The sequence below is a fragment of the Bacillus sp. ChL18 genome (assembly GCF_026241425.1).
In the GTDB taxonomy this organism is placed as follows: domain Bacteria; phylum Bacillota; class Bacilli; order Bacillales; family Bacillaceae; genus Bacillus; species Bacillus velezensis.
On sequence record NZ_JAPHWE010000005.1, the window covers coordinates 12,156 to 28,109 of the forward strand.

General features: G+C 43.3%; 30 protein-coding genes and 1 pseudogene. All 31 read right to left on the reverse strand.

The features are described from left to right. Nucleotides 1-28: 28 nt before the first annotated feature. Nucleotides 29-424: a 30S ribosomal protein S11 gene (rpsK, locus tag OQ477_RS19790; RefSeq protein ID WP_003156547.1), complete on the reverse strand. Its 396-nt coding sequence runs from the start codon at nt 422-424 to the stop codon at nt 29-31. Between the two features lie 20 nt (nt 425-444). After that, nucleotides 445-810, reverse strand: a complete 366-nt coding sequence (gene rpsM / locus OQ477_RS19795; protein ID WP_003156545.1) for a 30S ribosomal protein S13 — start codon at nt 808-810, stop codon at nt 445-447. A gap of 22 nt (nt 811-832) precedes the next feature. Continuing rightward, a complete protein-coding gene (gene rpmJ, locus OQ477_RS19800) occupies nt 833-946 on the reverse strand; it encodes a 50S ribosomal protein L36 (protein WP_003156543.1) in 114 nt (37 codons plus the stop codon). A 33-nt stretch (nt 947-979) separates the two neighbouring features. After that, on the reverse strand, nt 980-1,198 hold the full coding sequence (gene infA / locus OQ477_RS19805) for a translation initiation factor IF-1 (RefSeq protein ID WP_003156508.1): 219 nt from the start codon (nt 1,196-1,198) through the stop codon (nt 980-982). Continuing rightward, nucleotides 1,176-1,458, reverse strand: a pseudogene (locus tag OQ477_RS19810) (RNA-binding protein). The gene infA and the pseudogene OQ477_RS19810 overlap by 23 nt, the downstream one beginning before the upstream one ends. 64 nt (nt 1,459-1,522) lie before the next feature. Further along, complete coding sequence (gene map, locus OQ477_RS19815; protein ID WP_007410408.1) at nt 1,523-2,269, reverse strand: type I methionyl aminopeptidase; 747 nt, start codon at nt 2,267-2,269, stop codon at nt 1,523-1,525. Then, on the reverse strand, nt 2,266-2,919 hold the full coding sequence (locus OQ477_RS19820; protein ID WP_007410407.1) for an adenylate kinase: 654 nt from the start codon (nt 2,917-2,919) through the stop codon (nt 2,266-2,268). The genes map and OQ477_RS19820 overlap by 4 nt, the downstream gene beginning before the upstream one ends. Nucleotides 2,920-2,970: 51 nt before the next feature. Further along, nucleotides 2,971-4,266: a preprotein translocase subunit SecY gene (secY, locus tag OQ477_RS19825; RefSeq protein WP_007615246.1), complete on the reverse strand. Its 1,296-nt coding sequence runs from the start codon at nt 4,264-4,266 to the stop codon at nt 2,971-2,973. 1 nt (nt 4,267) lies between these two features. Then, nucleotides 4,268-4,708 carry a 50S ribosomal protein L15 gene (gene rplO, locus OQ477_RS19830; protein ID WP_003156499.1) on the reverse strand — a complete coding sequence of 147 codons (441 nt, stop codon included), beginning with the start codon at nt 4,706-4,708 and terminating at the stop codon, nt 4,268-4,270. 30 nt (nt 4,709-4,738) lie between these two features. Beyond that, complete coding sequence (gene rpmD, locus OQ477_RS19835) at nt 4,739-4,918, reverse strand: 50S ribosomal protein L30 (protein WP_003156497.1); 180 nt, start codon at nt 4,916-4,918, stop codon at nt 4,739-4,741. A gap of 13 nt (nt 4,919-4,931) precedes the next feature. Then, nucleotides 4,932-5,432, reverse strand: a complete 501-nt coding sequence (gene rpsE, locus OQ477_RS19840; RefSeq protein ID WP_003156493.1) for a 30S ribosomal protein S5 — start codon at nt 5,430-5,432, stop codon at nt 4,932-4,934. 24 nt (nt 5,433-5,456) lie between these two features. Then, entirely contained in the window at nt 5,457-5,819 is a 363-nt protein-coding gene (gene rplR, locus OQ477_RS19845) for a 50S ribosomal protein L18 (protein ID WP_003156492.1), read from the reverse strand. A 34-nt stretch (nt 5,820-5,853) separates the two neighbouring features. Continuing rightward, nucleotides 5,854-6,393, reverse strand: a complete 540-nt coding sequence (gene rplF / locus OQ477_RS19850; protein WP_003156490.1) for a 50S ribosomal protein L6 — start codon at nt 6,391-6,393, stop codon at nt 5,854-5,856. Nucleotides 6,394-6,423: 30 nt separating this feature from the next. Beyond that, nucleotides 6,424-6,822 (reverse strand): 30S ribosomal protein S8, encoded by a 399-nt coding sequence (gene rpsH / locus OQ477_RS19855; RefSeq protein ID WP_003156489.1) that lies wholly within the window; start codon nt 6,820-6,822, stop codon nt 6,424-6,426. A gap of 31 nt (nt 6,823-6,853) precedes the next feature. After that, complete coding sequence (gene rpsN / locus OQ477_RS19860; protein ID WP_003156488.1) at nt 6,854-7,039, reverse strand: 30S ribosomal protein S14; 186 nt, start codon at nt 7,037-7,039, stop codon at nt 6,854-6,856. A 22-nt stretch (nt 7,040-7,061) separates the two neighbouring features. Then, complete coding sequence (gene rplE, locus OQ477_RS19865) at nt 7,062-7,601, reverse strand: 50S ribosomal protein L5 (RefSeq protein WP_003156487.1); 540 nt, start codon at nt 7,599-7,601, stop codon at nt 7,062-7,064. A 26-nt stretch (nt 7,602-7,627) separates the two neighbouring features. Beyond that, the gene (gene rplX, locus OQ477_RS19870; protein WP_003156486.1) at nt 7,628-7,939 is read right to left on the reverse strand and encodes a 50S ribosomal protein L24; all 312 of its coding nucleotides are present in this window, start codon (nt 7,937-7,939) and stop codon (nt 7,628-7,630) included. 36 nt (nt 7,940-7,975) lie between these two features. Continuing rightward, nucleotides 7,976-8,344, reverse strand: coding sequence for a 50S ribosomal protein L14 (rplN, locus tag OQ477_RS19875; RefSeq protein ID WP_007410404.1), 369 nt, complete (start codon nt 8,342-8,344; stop codon nt 7,976-7,978). Between the two features lie 40 nt (nt 8,345-8,384). Continuing rightward, nucleotides 8,385-8,648 (reverse strand): 30S ribosomal protein S17, encoded by a 264-nt coding sequence (gene rpsQ, locus OQ477_RS19880; protein WP_003156484.1) that lies wholly within the window; start codon nt 8,646-8,648, stop codon nt 8,385-8,387. Nucleotides 8,649-8,670: 22 nt separating this feature from the next. After that, on the reverse strand, nt 8,671-8,871 hold the full coding sequence (gene rpmC / locus OQ477_RS19885) for a 50S ribosomal protein L29 (protein WP_003156482.1): 201 nt from the start codon (nt 8,869-8,871) through the stop codon (nt 8,671-8,673). After that, nucleotides 8,861-9,295 (reverse strand): 50S ribosomal protein L16, encoded by a 435-nt coding sequence (rplP, locus tag OQ477_RS19890; protein WP_003156478.1) that lies wholly within the window; start codon nt 9,293-9,295, stop codon nt 8,861-8,863. Before rplP ends, rpmC begins: the two co-directional genes overlap by 11 nt. Before the next feature lies 1 nt (nt 9,296). Next, nucleotides 9,297-9,953 (reverse strand): 30S ribosomal protein S3, encoded by a 657-nt coding sequence (gene rpsC, locus OQ477_RS19895; RefSeq protein WP_003156476.1) that lies wholly within the window; start codon nt 9,951-9,953, stop codon nt 9,297-9,299. Between the two features lie 3 nt (nt 9,954-9,956). After that, entirely contained in the window at nt 9,957-10,298 is a 342-nt protein-coding gene (rplV, locus tag OQ477_RS19900; protein WP_003156475.1) for a 50S ribosomal protein L22, read from the reverse strand. A 16-nt stretch (nt 10,299-10,314) separates the two neighbouring features. Then, entirely contained in the window at nt 10,315-10,593 is a 279-nt protein-coding gene (rpsS, locus tag OQ477_RS19905; RefSeq protein ID WP_003156472.1) for a 30S ribosomal protein S19, read from the reverse strand. 57 nt (nt 10,594-10,650) lie between these two features. Next, nucleotides 10,651-11,484: a 50S ribosomal protein L2 gene (rplB, locus tag OQ477_RS19910; protein WP_003156470.1), complete on the reverse strand. Its 834-nt coding sequence runs from the start codon at nt 11,482-11,484 to the stop codon at nt 10,651-10,653. A 31-nt stretch (nt 11,485-11,515) separates the two neighbouring features. Beyond that, nucleotides 11,516-11,803 carry a 50S ribosomal protein L23 gene (rplW, locus tag OQ477_RS19915; protein ID WP_003156467.1) on the reverse strand — a complete coding sequence of 96 codons (288 nt, stop codon included), beginning with the start codon at nt 11,801-11,803 and terminating at the stop codon, nt 11,516-11,518. Beyond that, the gene (gene rplD, locus OQ477_RS19920; protein ID WP_007615239.1) at nt 11,803-12,426 is read right to left on the reverse strand and encodes a 50S ribosomal protein L4; all 624 of its coding nucleotides are present in this window, start codon (nt 12,424-12,426) and stop codon (nt 11,803-11,805) included. Before rplD ends, rplW begins: the two co-directional genes overlap by 1 nt. A 27-nt stretch (nt 12,427-12,453) precedes the next feature. Continuing rightward, complete coding sequence (rplC, locus tag OQ477_RS19925; RefSeq protein WP_265973557.1) at nt 12,454-13,083, reverse strand: 50S ribosomal protein L3; 630 nt, start codon at nt 13,081-13,083, stop codon at nt 12,454-12,456. Between the two features lie 39 nt (nt 13,084-13,122). Beyond that, nucleotides 13,123-13,431: a 30S ribosomal protein S10 gene (gene rpsJ / locus OQ477_RS19930; protein ID WP_003156464.1), complete on the reverse strand. Its 309-nt coding sequence runs from the start codon at nt 13,429-13,431 to the stop codon at nt 13,123-13,125. A 248-nt stretch (nt 13,432-13,679) separates the two neighbouring features. After that, entirely contained in the window at nt 13,680-14,645 is a 966-nt protein-coding gene (locus OQ477_RS19935) for an alpha/beta fold hydrolase (protein WP_265973558.1), read from the reverse strand. 103 nt (nt 14,646-14,748) lie between these two features. Then, on the reverse strand, nt 14,749-15,939 hold the full coding sequence (gene tuf, locus OQ477_RS19940) for an elongation factor Tu (RefSeq protein WP_007410400.1): 1,191 nt from the start codon (nt 15,937-15,939) through the stop codon (nt 14,749-14,751). Between the last annotated feature and the right edge of the window lie 15 nt (nt 15,940-15,954).

Genomic DNA, 15,954 nt, shown 5'->3' on the forward strand with positions numbered 1-15,954 from the left:
ACAGGGACACAAAATCTATACAAACAAATTACACGCGGCGACGTTTTGGTGGACGGCATCCATTATGAGGAACAGGAGTTACGTCTCTAATAGCTGTAACTTCAAGCCCGGCAGCTTGTAAAGCACGGATTGCAGCTTCACGGCCAGAACCTGGTCCTTTAACAGTTACTTCAAGAGTTTTAAGTCCGTGTTCGATTGAACCTTTAGCAGCTGTTTCAGCAGCCATTTGCGCAGCAAAAGGAGTAGATTTACGAGAACCTCTGAATCCTAGAGCTCCGGCACTTGACCAAGAAATAGCATTACCATGAGTATCAGTGATCGTAACGATCGTGTTGTTGAAAGTTGAACGAATATGAGCGATTCCTGACTCAATATTCTTTTTCACGCGACGTTTACGCGTGTTTTGTTTACGAGCAGCAGCCATTGTTTAGGTACCTCCCTTACTTATTTTTTCTTGTTAGCTACAGTACGACGCGGACCTTTACGAGTACGCGCATTGTTTTTAGAGTTTTGTCCGCGAACAGGCAAACCTCTGCGATGGCGGATTCCGCGGTAGCTTCCGATTTCGATCAGACGCTTGATGTTAAGAGAAACTTCACGGCGAAGGTCACCTTCTACTTTCAGTTTGTCAATAACATCACGGATTTTACCAAGTTCTTCTTCAGTAAGATCACGCACACGAGTATCTTCAGAAACACCAGCCTCTTTCAAGACTTGCTGAGCCGTTGTGCGGCCAATTCCGAAGACATATGTTAAAGAAATAACAACACGTTTGTCACGTGGGATATCTACACCAGCAATACGAGCCATTCTCTGGGCACCTCCTTATTAATTATCCTTGTTTTTGTTTATGCTTTGGATTTTCACAGATCACCATTACTTTTCCTTTTCTGCGAATAACTTTACATTTCTCGCAGATTGGTTTAACTGATGGTCTCACTTTCATGTGTTTCCAACCTCCTTCAGTTTCCGGAGTGCTTTATTTGTAACGGTACGTAATCCTGCCACGAGTTAAGTCATATGGAGATAATTCTACCGTAACTTTGTCTCCAGGTAAAATGCGAATGAAGTGCATGCGGATTTTACCAGATACGTGAGCCAAAACCGTATGGCCATTTTCGAGTTCAACTTTGAACATCGCGTTTGGCAGTGTTTCGACAATCGTACCTTCCACTTCAATTACATCGTCTTTCGCCATTCAAGTGTTCTCCCTTCTTCAAATCAGTAACTTGCTCTCTGACAAATTTCAAAAGAGAAAATCTCAGTTATCCGTTTGTCACACGCCCTGTTTCGTTTATACTGTTCTGAACTTCCGGAGATACGCAATCATAAAGGGTGAATGATTGATATTCTTTTTCTAAGGAGAATGAAATGTACGCTTTTCTCCGTCTGCTTTAGTACACGATGATGAATCTTCATTCCGATGACAGCAGCTAGCCGGTTTTTCTTCCGACCAATTGTAAACCTACAATCTGCCCAGGTGCGGAATGAAAAACATGTGTCAAGGAATTCATTTCATCATCTAGACTTTTGTCAGTATATCAAAACCCGTTTCCGTAATCGCAATCGTATGTTCAAAATGAGCACACTTTTTCCCATCTACCGTTACAACCGTCCAGTTATCAGCCAATGTTTTCACATATCGGCTGCCAGCGTTAACCATCGGTTCTATAGCGAGAACCATACCAGGCTTCAGCCTAGGTCCTTTGTTTGGCGGACCGTAATGAGGAATTTGCGGATCCTCATGCAAGTCTTGACCAACACCATGTCCGACATACTCCCTAACAACTGAAAACTGCTCATTTTCGACATACGTTTGTATTGCGTGGGAAATATTCGACAAACGTTCACCTGGTTTTGCTTCCTTCAAGCCTTTATATAAAGACTCCTCTGTTACTTCCAGCAGTCGTTTATCATCATCACTGATGTTTCCTACCGGATATGTCCAAGCAGAGTCACCATGATAACCATTTAATTTAGCACCGATATCAATGCTGATAATGTCACCGTCACGCAAAACCCTTTTACCGGGAATTCCGTGAACGAGTTCTTCATTAACTGATACACAGATGCTCCCGCGAAACCCATTATACCCCTTAAAAGATGGGATTGCACCCTGCTTTTCAATAAAACGTTCGGCAATTTGATCCAATTCTTTTGTCGAGATTCCTGGTTTAATGTGCTTTTTCATCTCTTCATGAGTCAAAGCCACGATTCGCCCTGCTTCCCGCATGATGCCAAGCTCACGAGGGGTCTTACAGATAATCATTTGCTCAATCCTCCAAGAAGCTCTTTCACATCTTTGTACACGTCGTTAATGTCCTGCTGGCCATTGACGTTGACAAGATACCCTTTCTCAGAATAAAAATCGAGTAAAGGCTGAGTCTGCTTCATGTTGACCTCAAGGCGTTTTGAGACGGTTTCCTCATTATCATCTGCCCGTTGATAAAGGTCTCCTCCGTCTTTATCACAAACACCCGGCGTTTTCGGCGGATTGAAAACCAAATGATAGGTTGTGCCGCAAACACTGCAAATTCTGCGTCCAGTCAAACGTTCCATTAAAGAGTCTTTGTCTACTTTAATGTTAATGACATAATCAATCGGCTTGCCGTATTCCTCAAGAATGTTTTCAAGAGCTTCAGCCTGAGCGACTGTTCGCGGAAATCCGTCCAGAAGAAAACCTCTTTCACAATCATCTTTGCCGAGTCTTTCTTTGACAATGCCGATTGTGACTTCGTCCGGTACGAGCTCGCCTTTATCAATATAAGACTTTGCTTCGAGTCCGAGTGGTGTTTCTTCTTTCATAGCAGCACGGAACATATCTCCCGTTGAGATATGAGGTATCCCATAATCCTCAACAATTCGTTCTCCCTGAGTGCCTTTACCGGCTCCAGGAAGTCCCATTAAGACTAAGTTCATTCGGATTTCCCCCGTCCTCTCTTATTTAGAGGAATGGTTAAAACCAGTCCTCTAATTTTTCATAAATCCTCGGTAATTACGTTTCACTAACTGGCTCTCCAGCTGCTTCATTGTCTCCAAGGCTACCCCGACGACAATTAACAATGATGTTCCGCCAATCTGTGCACTTTGAGGCAATCCAGCGAATTGAATGAAAAAGATAGGAAGAATGGAAATCACGGCTAAGAATATAGAACCCACAAACGTAAGTCGATACAAAATGCTCGTAATTCTATCTTGAGTCATTTTCCCTGGACGAACCCCCGGGATATAGCCACCCTGTTTTTTTAGGTTATCAGCCATTTGTTCAGGGTTTACCTGCACAAAAGCATAGAAGTACGTAAAGGCGATAATTAATGCGACATAAACCGCCATGCCCACCGGATGTGTATTGTCAAAGTTGGCTTGAATCCACTTTGTCACATTGTTTTCTCCGAAAAATGACGCGATAGTACGCGGCGTAATAAGAAACGCAACCGCAAAGATTACCGGAATAACCCCTGCAGGATTCACTTTAAGCGGAAGGTGAGTTGACTGGCCTCCGCCAACAGGTGAACGACCTTGCCCTTTTGCATATTGAATCGCGATTTTGCGTACGGCCTGCTGAATGAAAATAACACCAACAATAACGGCCAAAATCGCAATCACCAGTAAAGCGATTTTTACAATATGAATAAACAGCTGATCGCTGCTGCCGACAAATTGAGTCTCATAAATCTGCCCAACAGTTTTCGGAATACTAGCCACAATCCCCGCGAAGATGATGATCGAAATTCCGTTACCTACTCCATTGGAAGTAATTTGTTCTCCCAGCCACATTAAAAAAGCAGTTCCTCCAGTGAGTACTAAAGCAATAATCAGATATGTCGATATGCCGGATTTTTCAATCAGCATACCGTTTGCCAGGTTGTTAAACCCGTAAGACATACCTAATGCCTGGATAAAACCAAGCACAATCGTAAAATATCTCGTGAACTGAGCTAATTTACGGCGGCCGACTTCACCTTGCTTAGACCACTCGGTAAACTTCGGCACAACATCCATCTGAAGCAGCTGAATGATGATTGAAGCAGTGATGTAAGGCGTAATTCCCATCGCAAAAATGGAGAACTGATAAAGCGCACCGCCGCCAAATGTATTAAGGAGATCAAAAACCCCCATCGAACTTTGTGTCTGCAACGCCTGAGCATTTACATATGGCACAGGGATAAACGCACCTATGCGAAAGACGATAAGCATGAGTAATGTAAAAATGATTTTATTCCGAATATCACTCACACGCATAAAGTTGGAGATTGTCTTAAACAAGTTAGATCACCTCAGCTGTACCGCCAGCAGCTTCAACAGCTTCTTTCGCAGAAGCAGAGAATTTATTGGCTTTTACAGTTAATTTTTTCTCTAATTTACCGTTGCCAAGAATCTTTACTCCTGCATTAAGTTTGCTAATAACACCAGTCTCAAGAAGAAGTTCAGGAGTGACTTCCGTTCCTTCCGCAAAACCGTTCAATTTGTCTACGTTCACAATAGCGTATTCCTTACGGTTGATGTTTGTAAAACCGCGTTTAGGAAGACGTTGGAATAAAGGCATTTGTCCCCCCTCGAATCCAGGGCGTACACCGCCGCCAGAACGAGCGTTTTGACCTTTGTGACCTTTACCAGCTGTTTTACCGTTACCAGAACCAATACCACGACCTACGCGATTGCGTACTTTACGTGAACCTTCTGAAGGCTTTAATTCATGAAGTTTCATTAGGACACCTCCTTAGCCTATAATTTATTTTTATTGTTCTTTAACAGAAACTAGATGAGATACTTTATTAATCATACCGCGGATCGCAGCGTTATCTTCATGAACGACAGTTTGGTTTGTTTTCTTTAAACCAAGTGTTCTTACAGTAACGCGCTGATCTTCCGGGCGACCGATTACACTGCGTTTGAGGGTAATTTCTAATTTAGCCATTAATGTTCCCTCCTTATCCTAACAGTTCTTCTACAGATTTTCCACGAAGCTTCGCAACCTCTTCGGCACGTTTAAGCTCACTTAAACCTTGAAGTGTTGCACGGATCATGTTGATCGGTGTGTTAGAACCTAAAGACTTAGAAAGGATATCAGCAACGCCAGCAAGCTCAAGTACCGCACGTACAGGGCCTCCAGCGATAACTCCAGTACCTTCAGAAGCAGGTTTCAACAAGATATTGCCTGCACCGAAACGTCCGATGATTTCGTGTGGAATCGTAGTTCCAACCATTGGTACTTCAATCAAATTCTTTTTCGCATCTTCAACAGCTTTGCGGATTGCTTCAGGTACTTCTTGTGCTTTACCAGTACCGAAACCTACGTGACCGTTTTTGTCACCGACAACGACTAGAGCTGCGAAACGGAAACGACGACCACCTTTAACAACTTTCGCTACGCGGTTAACCGTAACTAAGCGTTCTTCTAACTCTAATTTGCTTGGGTCAATACGACGCATAATCATGTGTCCCTCCTTTTTTTATTAAAATTTCAGTCCGGCTTCACGAGCTGCATCGGCCAGAGCTTTTACACGTCCATGGTATAAGTATCCGCCGCGGTCAAATACTACGTCAGAAACACCTTTCTCAGAAGCGCGTTTCGCAACGAGTTCACCGACTTTAGCAGCAGCAGCGCTGTCACCAGTGCTTTCCACGTTCAAATCTTTATCGAGAGTAGAGGCACTAGCAAGTGTAACGCCATTTACATCATCGATGATTTGAGCATAAATGTGTTTGTTTGAACGGAACACATTCAGACGAGGTCTTTCAGCTGTGCCTGAAAGTTTAGCACGAACACGGGCATGTCTTTTTTGACGAGCAGCATTTTTGCTAGTTTTCGTAATCATCCTTAGGTCACTCCTTTCTTCACTTTAAGCGGTCTTACTTAGCAGATTTACCTTCTTTACGGCGAACAACTTCACCTTCGTAGCGAATTCCTTTACCTTTGTAAGGCTCTGGAGAACGTACAGCGCGGATGTTAGCAGCGATAGCTCCTACACGCTCTTTGTCTGTACCTTTTACAACTACTTTAGTTTGAGAAGGAACTTCGATTTCGATGCCCTCTTCAGGAACGATCTCAACAGGATGAGAGTATCCAACGTTTAAAACAAGTTTGTTTCCGGATTTAGCCGCACGATAACCGACACCGACTAATTCCAAACCTCTTTCAAATCCTTTAGATACGCCTTCAACCATGTTTCCAAGCAGACTGCGAGTCGTACCATGCAGCGCACGGTGCTCTTTGTGATCAGAAGGACGAGTAACTGTAAGCACGTTGTCCTCAATTTTGATTTCCATATCAGGATGGAAAGTACGAGTTAATTCTCCTTTTGGTCCTTTTACAGCTACAGTGTTGCCTTCGTTCAGCGTTACTGTAACTCCAGAAGGGATCTCAAGCAGTTTTTTTCCTACACGAGACATACTAAAACACCTCCATTCTTGTTAAACTTCTTACCAAACGTATGCTAGAACTTCTCCACCAGCTTGTTTTGCACGGGCTTCTTTGTCCGTTAAAACACCTTGTGATGTAGAAATAATCGCGATTCCAAGACCGTTAAGTACGCGAGGTACTTCATTTGATTTAGCGTATACACGCAAACCTGGTTTGCTGATTCTTTTAAGACCAGTGATAACGCGCTCGTTGTTTTGTCCGTATTTCAAGAAAACGCGGATGATACCTTGTTTGCTGTCTTCTACGAACTCAACGTCACGAATGAAACCTTCACGCTTTAAAATGTCAGCAATTTCTCTTTTCAATTTAGAAGCAGGAATTTCAAGCTTCTCATGACGTACCATGTTTGCATTGCGAATACGAGTCAGCATATCTGCAATTGGATCTGTCATAACCATTATATAATTACCTCCTTCCCATTCTTGGGGATTACCAGCTGGCTTTTTTCACGCCAGGAATTTGTCCTTTATATGCAAGCTCACGGAAACAAATACGGCAAAGTTTAAATTTACGAATGACTGAGTGCGGACGTCCGCAGCGTTCACAGCGAGTGTACTCTTGCACTTTAAACTTTGGTGTACGTTGTTGTTTCGCAATCATTGACTTTTTAGCCACGATTTCGCCTCCCTTTCATTGATTATTTCTGGAACGGCATACCTACTTGAGTTAATAGCTCACGAGCCTCTTCGTCAGAGTTAGCAGTCGTTACGATAACGATGTCCATTCCGCGAACCTTTGTTACTTTATCGTAGTCAATTTCAGGGAAGATTAACTGTTCTTTGATACCAAGAGTGTAGTTTCCGCGACCGTCGAAAGATTTCTTAGAAATCCCGCGGAAGTCACGCACACGCGGTAAAGATACAGAAATAAGTTTATCAAGGAAATCATACATGCGCTCTCCGCGAAGAGTTACTTTCGCACCGATAGGCATTCCCTCACGAAGACGGAATCCAGCAATTGATTTCTTCGCACGAGTAACGACAGGTTTTTGACCTGCGATAAACGTTAATTCTTCAACAGCACTGTCGATTGCTTTCGCGTTTTGAACAGCATCACCGACACCCATGTTGATTACGATTTTTTCGATTTTTGGCACCTGCATAACAGAGTCGTAGTTGAACTTCGTCATTAAAGCAGGTGAAATTTCTTTATTGTACTTTTCTTTAAGGCGGTTCATGAGATAGACCTCCCTTCCTTTAAATACTATTTATCTAAGACTTGCCCAGATTTTTTTGCAACACGAACTTTTTTGCCATCTTCCACTTTGTATCCTACGCGAGTCACTTCACCTGTTTTAGGATCGAGCGGCATAACGTTTGATACATGAATTGGCGCCTCTTGATTAGAAATACCGCCTTGAGGGTTTGCTTGAGTTGGTTTAGAGTGCTTCTTCACCATGTTTACGCCCTCAACTAGAACGCGGTCCTTTTTAGGGAAAGCAGCAAGGATCGTACCTTGTTTGCCTTTATCTTTACCAGAGATAACCATTACTTTATCGCCTTTTTTCACATGCATCCTGATCGCACCTCCTTGAGTAAGGCATTTATTTCATTAGATAACTTCTGGAGCCAGAGAAACAATTTTCATGAAGTTGTTTTCACGTAATTCACGGGCAACCGGTCCGAAGATACGAGTTCCACGCGGGCTCTTGTCGTCACGGATGATAACACATGCATTCTCATCGAAGCTGATGTATGATCCGTCAGTTCTGCGTGCTCCGCTTTTTGTGCGAACGATAACAGCTCTTACGACTTCACCTTTTTTGACAACGCCTCCTGGTGTTGCTTGTTTAACCGTGCAAACAATTACATCACCAATGTTAGCCGTTTTACGTCCAGAACCGCCAAGAACTTTAATAGTAAGTACCTCACGCGCACCGGAGTTGTCAGCAACTTTTAAACGAGTCTCTTGTTGAATCATTATTTGTTACCTCCCTTCGGAAAAAGAATTCCGAACTTTATTAGATAATAACAGCTTCTTCGACAACTTCTACTAGACGAAAACGCTTAGTTGCAGATAATGGACGAGTTTCCATGATCTTTACGATGTCTCCGATTTTAGCTTGGTTATTTTCATCATGTGCTTTGAATTTCTTTGAGTATTTTACGCGTTTACCGTAAATAGGATCCTTTTTGTATGTTTCAACAACAACAGTGATGGTTTTATCCATTTTGTCAGAAACAACACGGCCTTGGTAAACTTTGCGTTGGTTACGTTCGCTCATGCTCACGACCTCCCCTCAGTGATTATTTGTTGGCAGCAATTTCTCTTTCACGAATCACAGTTTTCATGCGCGCGATAGCTTTGCGCACTTCACGAATGCGAGCAGTATTTTCAAGTTGTCCTGTCGCTAATTGAAAGCGAAGATTGAAAAGTTCTTCTTTAAGAGACTTTACTTTTTGTTCAATTTCAGCAGTGGTAAGGTCACGAATTTCATTAGCTTTCATTTGATTCACCACCAATTTCTTCACGTTTTACGAACTTCGTTTTAATTGGCAATTTGTGAGATGCAAGACGAAGAGCTTCACGAGCTACCTCTTCAGACACACCAGAAATCTCAAATAAAACTTTGCCCGGTTTTACAACAGCTACCCAGCCTTCAGGAGCCCCTTTACCGGAACCCATCCGTACCTCAAGCGGTTTAGCAGTGTAAGGTTTTGAAGGGAAAATTTTAATCCAAACTTTACCGCCACGTTTCATGTAACGAGTCATCGCAATACGTGCAGCTTCGATTTGGCGGTTCGTGATCCAAGAAGCTTCAAGAGCCTGGATACCGTACTCACCAAAATGTACTTCAGTACCGCCTTTAGCGCGACCGCGCATTTTTCCGCGATGCTCTCTGCGATATTTAACGCGTTTTGGTAATAACATATTATTTTCCTCCTTCCTCAGTTTTCTTCTTAGTAGGAAGAACCTCTCCACGATAGATCCAGACTTTTACACCAAGCTTACCGTAAGTTGTGTCAGCTTCAGATGTTGCATAGTCGATGTCAGCACGCAAAGTGTGCAATGGAACAGTTCCTTCACTGTAATATTCAGAACGAGCAATGTCAGCTCCGCCAAGACGGCCGGAAACCATTGTTTTCACACCTTGTGCTCCAGCACGCATAGTGCGTTGGATTTGTTGTTTCTGCGCACGGCGGAAAGAAATACGGTTTTCTAGTTGACGAGCGATGTTGTCAGCTACAAGCTGAGCATCAAGATCTGCTCTTTTGATTTCAAGAATGTTAATGTGTACACGCTTGCCAGTAAGGCTGTTAAGGGCTTTACGAAGTGCTTCAACTTCAGATCCGCCTTTACCGATTACCATACCAGGCTTAGCAGTGTGGATCGTAATGTTAACGCGGTTTGCTGCGCGCTCGATTTCTACTTTAGAAACAGAAGCGTCAGAAAGGCGTTTGCTAATGAATTCACGAATTTTTAAATCTTCGTGCAGGAAGTCAGCGTAATCTTTACCAGCGTACCACTTAGATTCCCAATCACGAATGACTCCGATACGAAGACCGACTGGATTTACCTTTTGACCCACTACTTATCCCTCCTTCTTTTCTGATACAACGATTGTAATGTGGCTCGTACGTTTGTTGATTTGGCTCGCACGTCCCATAGCACGCGGGCGGAATCTTTTTAACGTTGGGCCTTCGTCAACAAATGCCTGAGAAATAACCAGATTGTTAGCGTCCATCTCGTAGTTGTGCTCAGCATTTGCGATAGCAGATTTTAAAACTTTTTCGATGATCGGAGAAGCAGCTCTCGGAGTTAAGTTCAGGATAGATACTGCTTCGCCTACTTGCTTACCTCGAATCAGGTCCATTACTAGACGTGCTTTACGAGGAGCAATACGGACTGTTCTTGCAACAGCTTTAGCTTGCATTTAAAAGCCTCCTCTCTTAGCGTCTTGTTTTTTTATCGTCACTGGCGTGGCCTTTGTAAGTACGAGTCGGTGCGAATTCGCCCAACTTGTGGCCTACCATGTCTTCAGAAATGAATACAGGCACGTGTTTACGTCCGTCATATACTGCGATAGTGTGACCGATAAATTGTGGGAAAATAGTTGAACGGCGAGACCAAGTTTTTACAACTTGTTTCTTGTCCGTTTCATTTAATTTCTCGATTTTTGTCATCAAGTGTCCATCGACAAATGGTCCTTTTTTCAAGCTGCGAGCCATTTTGGAACCTCCCTTCGTGATTGCACTACGGTCCGAAATGAACCGTAGACAACCCCGTTATTTATTTTTACGACGACGTACGATAAATTTATCAGATTTGTTCTTTTTCTTACGTGTCTTGAATCCAAGAGTCGGTTTGCCCCAAGGAGACATTGGTGATTTACGTCCGATTGGCGCGCGACCTTCACCACCACCGTGTGGGTGATCGTTAGGGTTCATTACAGAACCGCGGACTGTAGGGCGGATGCCTTTCCAGCGAGAGCGTCCTGCTTTACCAACGTTGATAAGTTCGTGCTGCTCGTTACCTACTTGACCGATAGAAGCGCGGCAAGCAGAAAGGATCATGCGAACTTCACCAGAGTTAAGACGTACAAGAACGTATTTGCCTTCTTTACCAAGAACCTGAGCAGATGTACCAGCTGAACGTACAAGCTGTCCGCCTTTACCAGGTTTTAATTCAATGTTATGCACAACTGTACCAACAGGGATGTTGATAAGCGGAAGTGCGTTACCTACTTTGATGTCAGCTTCAGGGCCGGACATGATTTCAGTACCTACTTGAATTCCTTTTGGTGCAAGAATGTAACGTTTTTCTCCGTCTACATAGTTGATTAGTGCAATGTTAGCTGAACGGTTTGGATCGTACTCAACTGTAGCAACGCGTCCAGGTATACCATCTTTATCGCGTTTGAAGTCGATAACACGGTATTGGCGTTTGTGTCCGCCACCTTGGTGACGTACGGTCAATTTACCTTGGTTGTTACGTCCGCCTTTTTTGTGAAGGGGAGCAAGCAAGGATTTTTCCGGCTGGTCAGTCGTGATTTCAGCAAAATCTGAAGTTGTCATGCCACGACGTCCGTTAGAGGTCGGTTTATACTTTTTAATCGCCATTTTGAATTTCCCTCCTTCTTTTTACAGATAATTAAGCTTCAAAAATTTCGATTTCTTTGCTGTCTGCAGTAAGTTTTACGATCGCTTTTCTGCGACGGCTAGTCATACCAGTGTAGCGGCCGACACGTTTTGATTTCCCTTTGTAGTTCATGATGTTGACTTTGTCAACTTTCACTCCAAAGATACTTTCAACTGCATCTTTCACTTCTGTTTTATTAGCTCTTACATCAACTTCAAAAGTATATTTTTTTTCAGTCATTAAATCAGCAGAACGTTCAGTAATGACGGGGCGCTTAAGAACATCACGAGGATCTTTCATTATGCAAGCACCTCCTCTACTTTTTCAACCGCAGCTTTTGTAATCAGAAGCTTCTCGTGGTTGACAACGTCTAACACGTTGATTCCGTTAGCTTGAACAACTGTAACTCCAGGGATGTTGCGTGCAGAAAGAGATACTGCTTCGTTTGCATCCGCAGTTACGATTAAAGCTTTTTTCTCAACAGATAATCCTTTAAGGATAGCTGCCATTTCTTTTGTTTTAACCGTATCAAGAGTAAGATCTTCAAGAACAATAATGTTGTTGTCGTTCACTTTAGAAGACAATACTGATTTGATTGCCAAGCGGCGAACTTTTTTAGGTAATTTGTAAGAATAGCTGCGTGGTGTTGGGCCGAATACGACACCACCTCCGCGCCATTGCGGTGAACGGATTGAACCTTGACGGGCACGACCTGTACCTTTTTGACGCCACGGTTTGCGACCTCCGCCGCGTACTTCAGAACGATTTTTTACTTTGTGAGATCCTTGACGTAAGGAAGCTCTTTGCATAAGAATAGCGTCGAATACTACGCTCTCATTTGGCTCAATTCCAAATACAGACGCGTTTAATTCGATATCACCAGCAGTAGAACCGTTTTGGTTGTATAATGCTACTTTTGGCATGATCAATTTCCTCCTTTCCTAAGAGACTTATTTAGATTTAACAGCACTTTTAACAGTGATTAAAGTTTTTCTCGCACCAGGTACGTTACCTTTAATCAAAAGAAGATTGCGCTCAGCATCTACTTTTACGATTTCAAGGTTTTGGACAGTGATTTGATCTCCGCCCATGCGTCCAGGTAATAGTTTACCTTTGAATACACGGTTAGGATCTACAGGTCCCATTGAACCAGGACGACGGTGGTAGCGTGAACCGTGAGACATAGGTCCGCGAGATTGTCCGTGGCGCTTGATTGCACCTTGGAAACCTTTACCTTTAGATACTCCTGTTACATCTACGATTTCTCCTACAGAGAAAATTTCAACCTTGACTTCCTGACCAATTTCATACGCATCCATATCCACGCCGCGTAATTCTTTAACGAAGCGCTTAGGAGCAGTTTCCGCTTTTGCAACGTGTCCTTTTTCCGGTTTGTTTGAAAGCTTTTCACGCTTATCGTCAAAACCAAGCTGGATCGCTTCATAGCCATCGTTTTCAGCTGTTTTCTTTTGAAGAACAACGTTTGGAGCTGCTTCAATAACAGTTACCGGGATAAGATCACCGTTCTCTGCGAATACTTGCGTCATACCAATTTTTCTTCCTAAGATTCCTTTGGTCATTCGTCACACCTCCTATTAAGATCATTCTATATTTTAGAATTAAAGTTTGATTTCGATATCGACACCAGATGGTAAGTCTAATCGCATGAGAGCATCAACAGTTTGTGGTGTTGGGTTCACAATGTCGATTAAACGTTTATGTGTACGCATTTCAAATTGCTCACGAGAATCTTTGTATTTGTGCACCGCACGAAGGATTGTGTAAACTGATTTTTCAGTTGGCAACGGAATCGGACCAGATACGCTGGCACCAGAACGTTTTGCCGTTTCAACAATCTTCTCTGCAGATTGATCAAGGATTCTATGATCATATGCTTTTAAACGAATACGAATTTTTTGTTTTGCCATTATTTTCCCTCCTTTTCGCCTACATCACGTTAGACAGTTCTCCGTGAGAAAAACCTGATCACCTTGCCATGGCAAAGCGGCCGGGTGTGTCAGCAACCTCTCACTTCATCGCAGTCAAAGACCAACATACACTATTATACAGAAAATAGACGCATGTTGCAAGGTTTATTTAAAGAACCTTGTGGTTTTCACACTTTGATTATTATACAGGTGATACCATGATTAATCAAGGATATGCCTGTTTTCTTTCAGAGATGGAACGATGCGAACCGGCTGACAACTTCGGCAAAGCGATCCGGCTCCTCCAAGTGAGGCGAATGGGCTGAGTTTTCAAACCAATGCCATTCTTTATACGGCGCATCAACCTTCTGATAATATTCATAAGACGTCGTCCCCGGGACCGTCAAATCGTATCTCCCTGACATAAAACAGCACGGTATTATAATAGAAGAAACTGATTCTCCGGCATCAAAGAAAATGAGATCCTCCCACAGGTGTTTCAGGCTGAACATTTGTCCCCGCGCGGCTAAGAAGCTCCCCCTCACACCGTACGGTTCACCAAACAGCATTCGCCCCCCTGCTTTAAGAGCACCGATCGGATGATGGGTAAAGCCCCCTCCCCTCATCTCGATACATAGCAGAAATAACGATCGCTGCAGCTGTTTCTCCCATGGAGGCGCTCCGATAAAGCTCAGCGTCTTTTCCAGCAGGAAATGTTTGCGTTGCCTGCTCCATTCCATCATCAGCCGGTAAGCTTCCATTTCTTCCTTTTGAATATTAACCACCTGACTGATACCGATATACGCATAATACAAATCAGGTCTTTCTTGAAGAACAGGAAGCGCCAGAACTGAACCCCACGAATAGCCGGCGATATATATTTTTTGCCTGCTGAATTGCTTGCATAAGCGTTCGGTCAAATGAATGGTATCGGCTGTCAGCTGATCCAAAGTCATAGATGAACCCGGAATTTCCTTTGAATAAGAGAGACCCGCCCCTCTCTGATCCCAGTTCACAACGGTGAAATGCTTTTCCAGCTTATTCTGGTATTTTCTCGCATAGCCGATTTGAGGCGTGCCGGGACCGCCGTGCAAAAACAAAAGCAGCGGATTACTCCTGTCATCACCATTAATCATAATGGTTTGTTCACTGCCATTAATCAGCAATTGCTGAAGCATTGAAATACGATTGGTTTTCTTGAAGTTATCGTTCATCGGTCTGCTCCTAAAATTTGTATACGTTCTATTATACATGGAATCAGCGGGGAAACAAAAAAACGAGGCCCCATAAGGGACCCCGCATTAATGAACGAGTCGATTACTCAGTGATTGTAGAAACAACGCCTGAACCAACTGTACGTCCGCCTTCACGAATAGAGAAACGAGTTCCTTCTTCGATAGCGATTGTAGAGATAAGTTCAACGATCATTTCAGTGTTATCTCCAGGCATAACCATTTCTACGCCTTCTGGAAGATTGATGATACCAGTTACGTCAGTTGTACGGAAGTAGAACTGAGGACGGTAGTTAGAGAAGAATGGAGTATGACGTCCACCCTCTTCTTTAGAAAGAACGTAAACTTCAGCTTTGAATTTGCTGTGTGGAGTGATTGTACCTGGTTTAGCAAGTACTTGTCCACGTTGGATGTCTTCACGAGCTACACCGCGAAGAAGTGCACCGATGTTGTCTCCAGCTTCAGCGTAGTCAAGAAGCTTACGGAACATTTCAACACCTGTAACAGTTGTTTTGCTGTTTTCTTCTTGAAGACCGATGATTTCAACTTCGTCACCGACTTTAACTTGTCCGCGTTCTACACGGCCAGTAGCAACTGTACCACGACCAGTGATTGAGAATACGTCCTCAACTGGCATCATGAATGGTTTGTCAGTGTCACGTTCTGGAGTTGGGATGTACTCATCAACTGCAGCCATAAGTTCAAGAATTTTTTCTTCGTACTCAGCATCGCCTTCAAGAGCTTTAAGAGCAGAACCTTTAACAACTGGTACATCATCACCAGGGAAGTCGTATTCGCTAAGAAGATCGCGAACTTCCATTTCAACAAGCTCAAGAAGCTCTTCGTCGTCTACCATGTCGCATTTGTTAAGGAATACTACGATGTATGGTACACCAACGTTTTTAGAAAGAAGGATGTGCTCACGAGTTTGTGGCATTGGGCCATCAGCAGCAGATACTACAAGGATAGCTCCGTCCATTTGCGCAGCACCAGTGATCATGTTTTTAACATAGTCAGCGTGTCCTGGGCAGTCAACGTGTGCATAGTGACGAGTGTCAGTTTCGTACTCAACGTGTGCAGTAGAGATTGTGATACCGCGCTCACGTTCTTCTGGAGCACCATCAATTTGATCGTACGCCATAGCTGTACCTTTACCAGATTTCTTATGAAGTACTGTTGAGATAGCAGCAGTTAATGTTGTTTTACCATGGTCAACGTGTCCAATTGTACCGATATTGGCATGTGATTTGGAACGGTCGAATTTTTCTTTAGCCATTCTAAAATCCTCCTT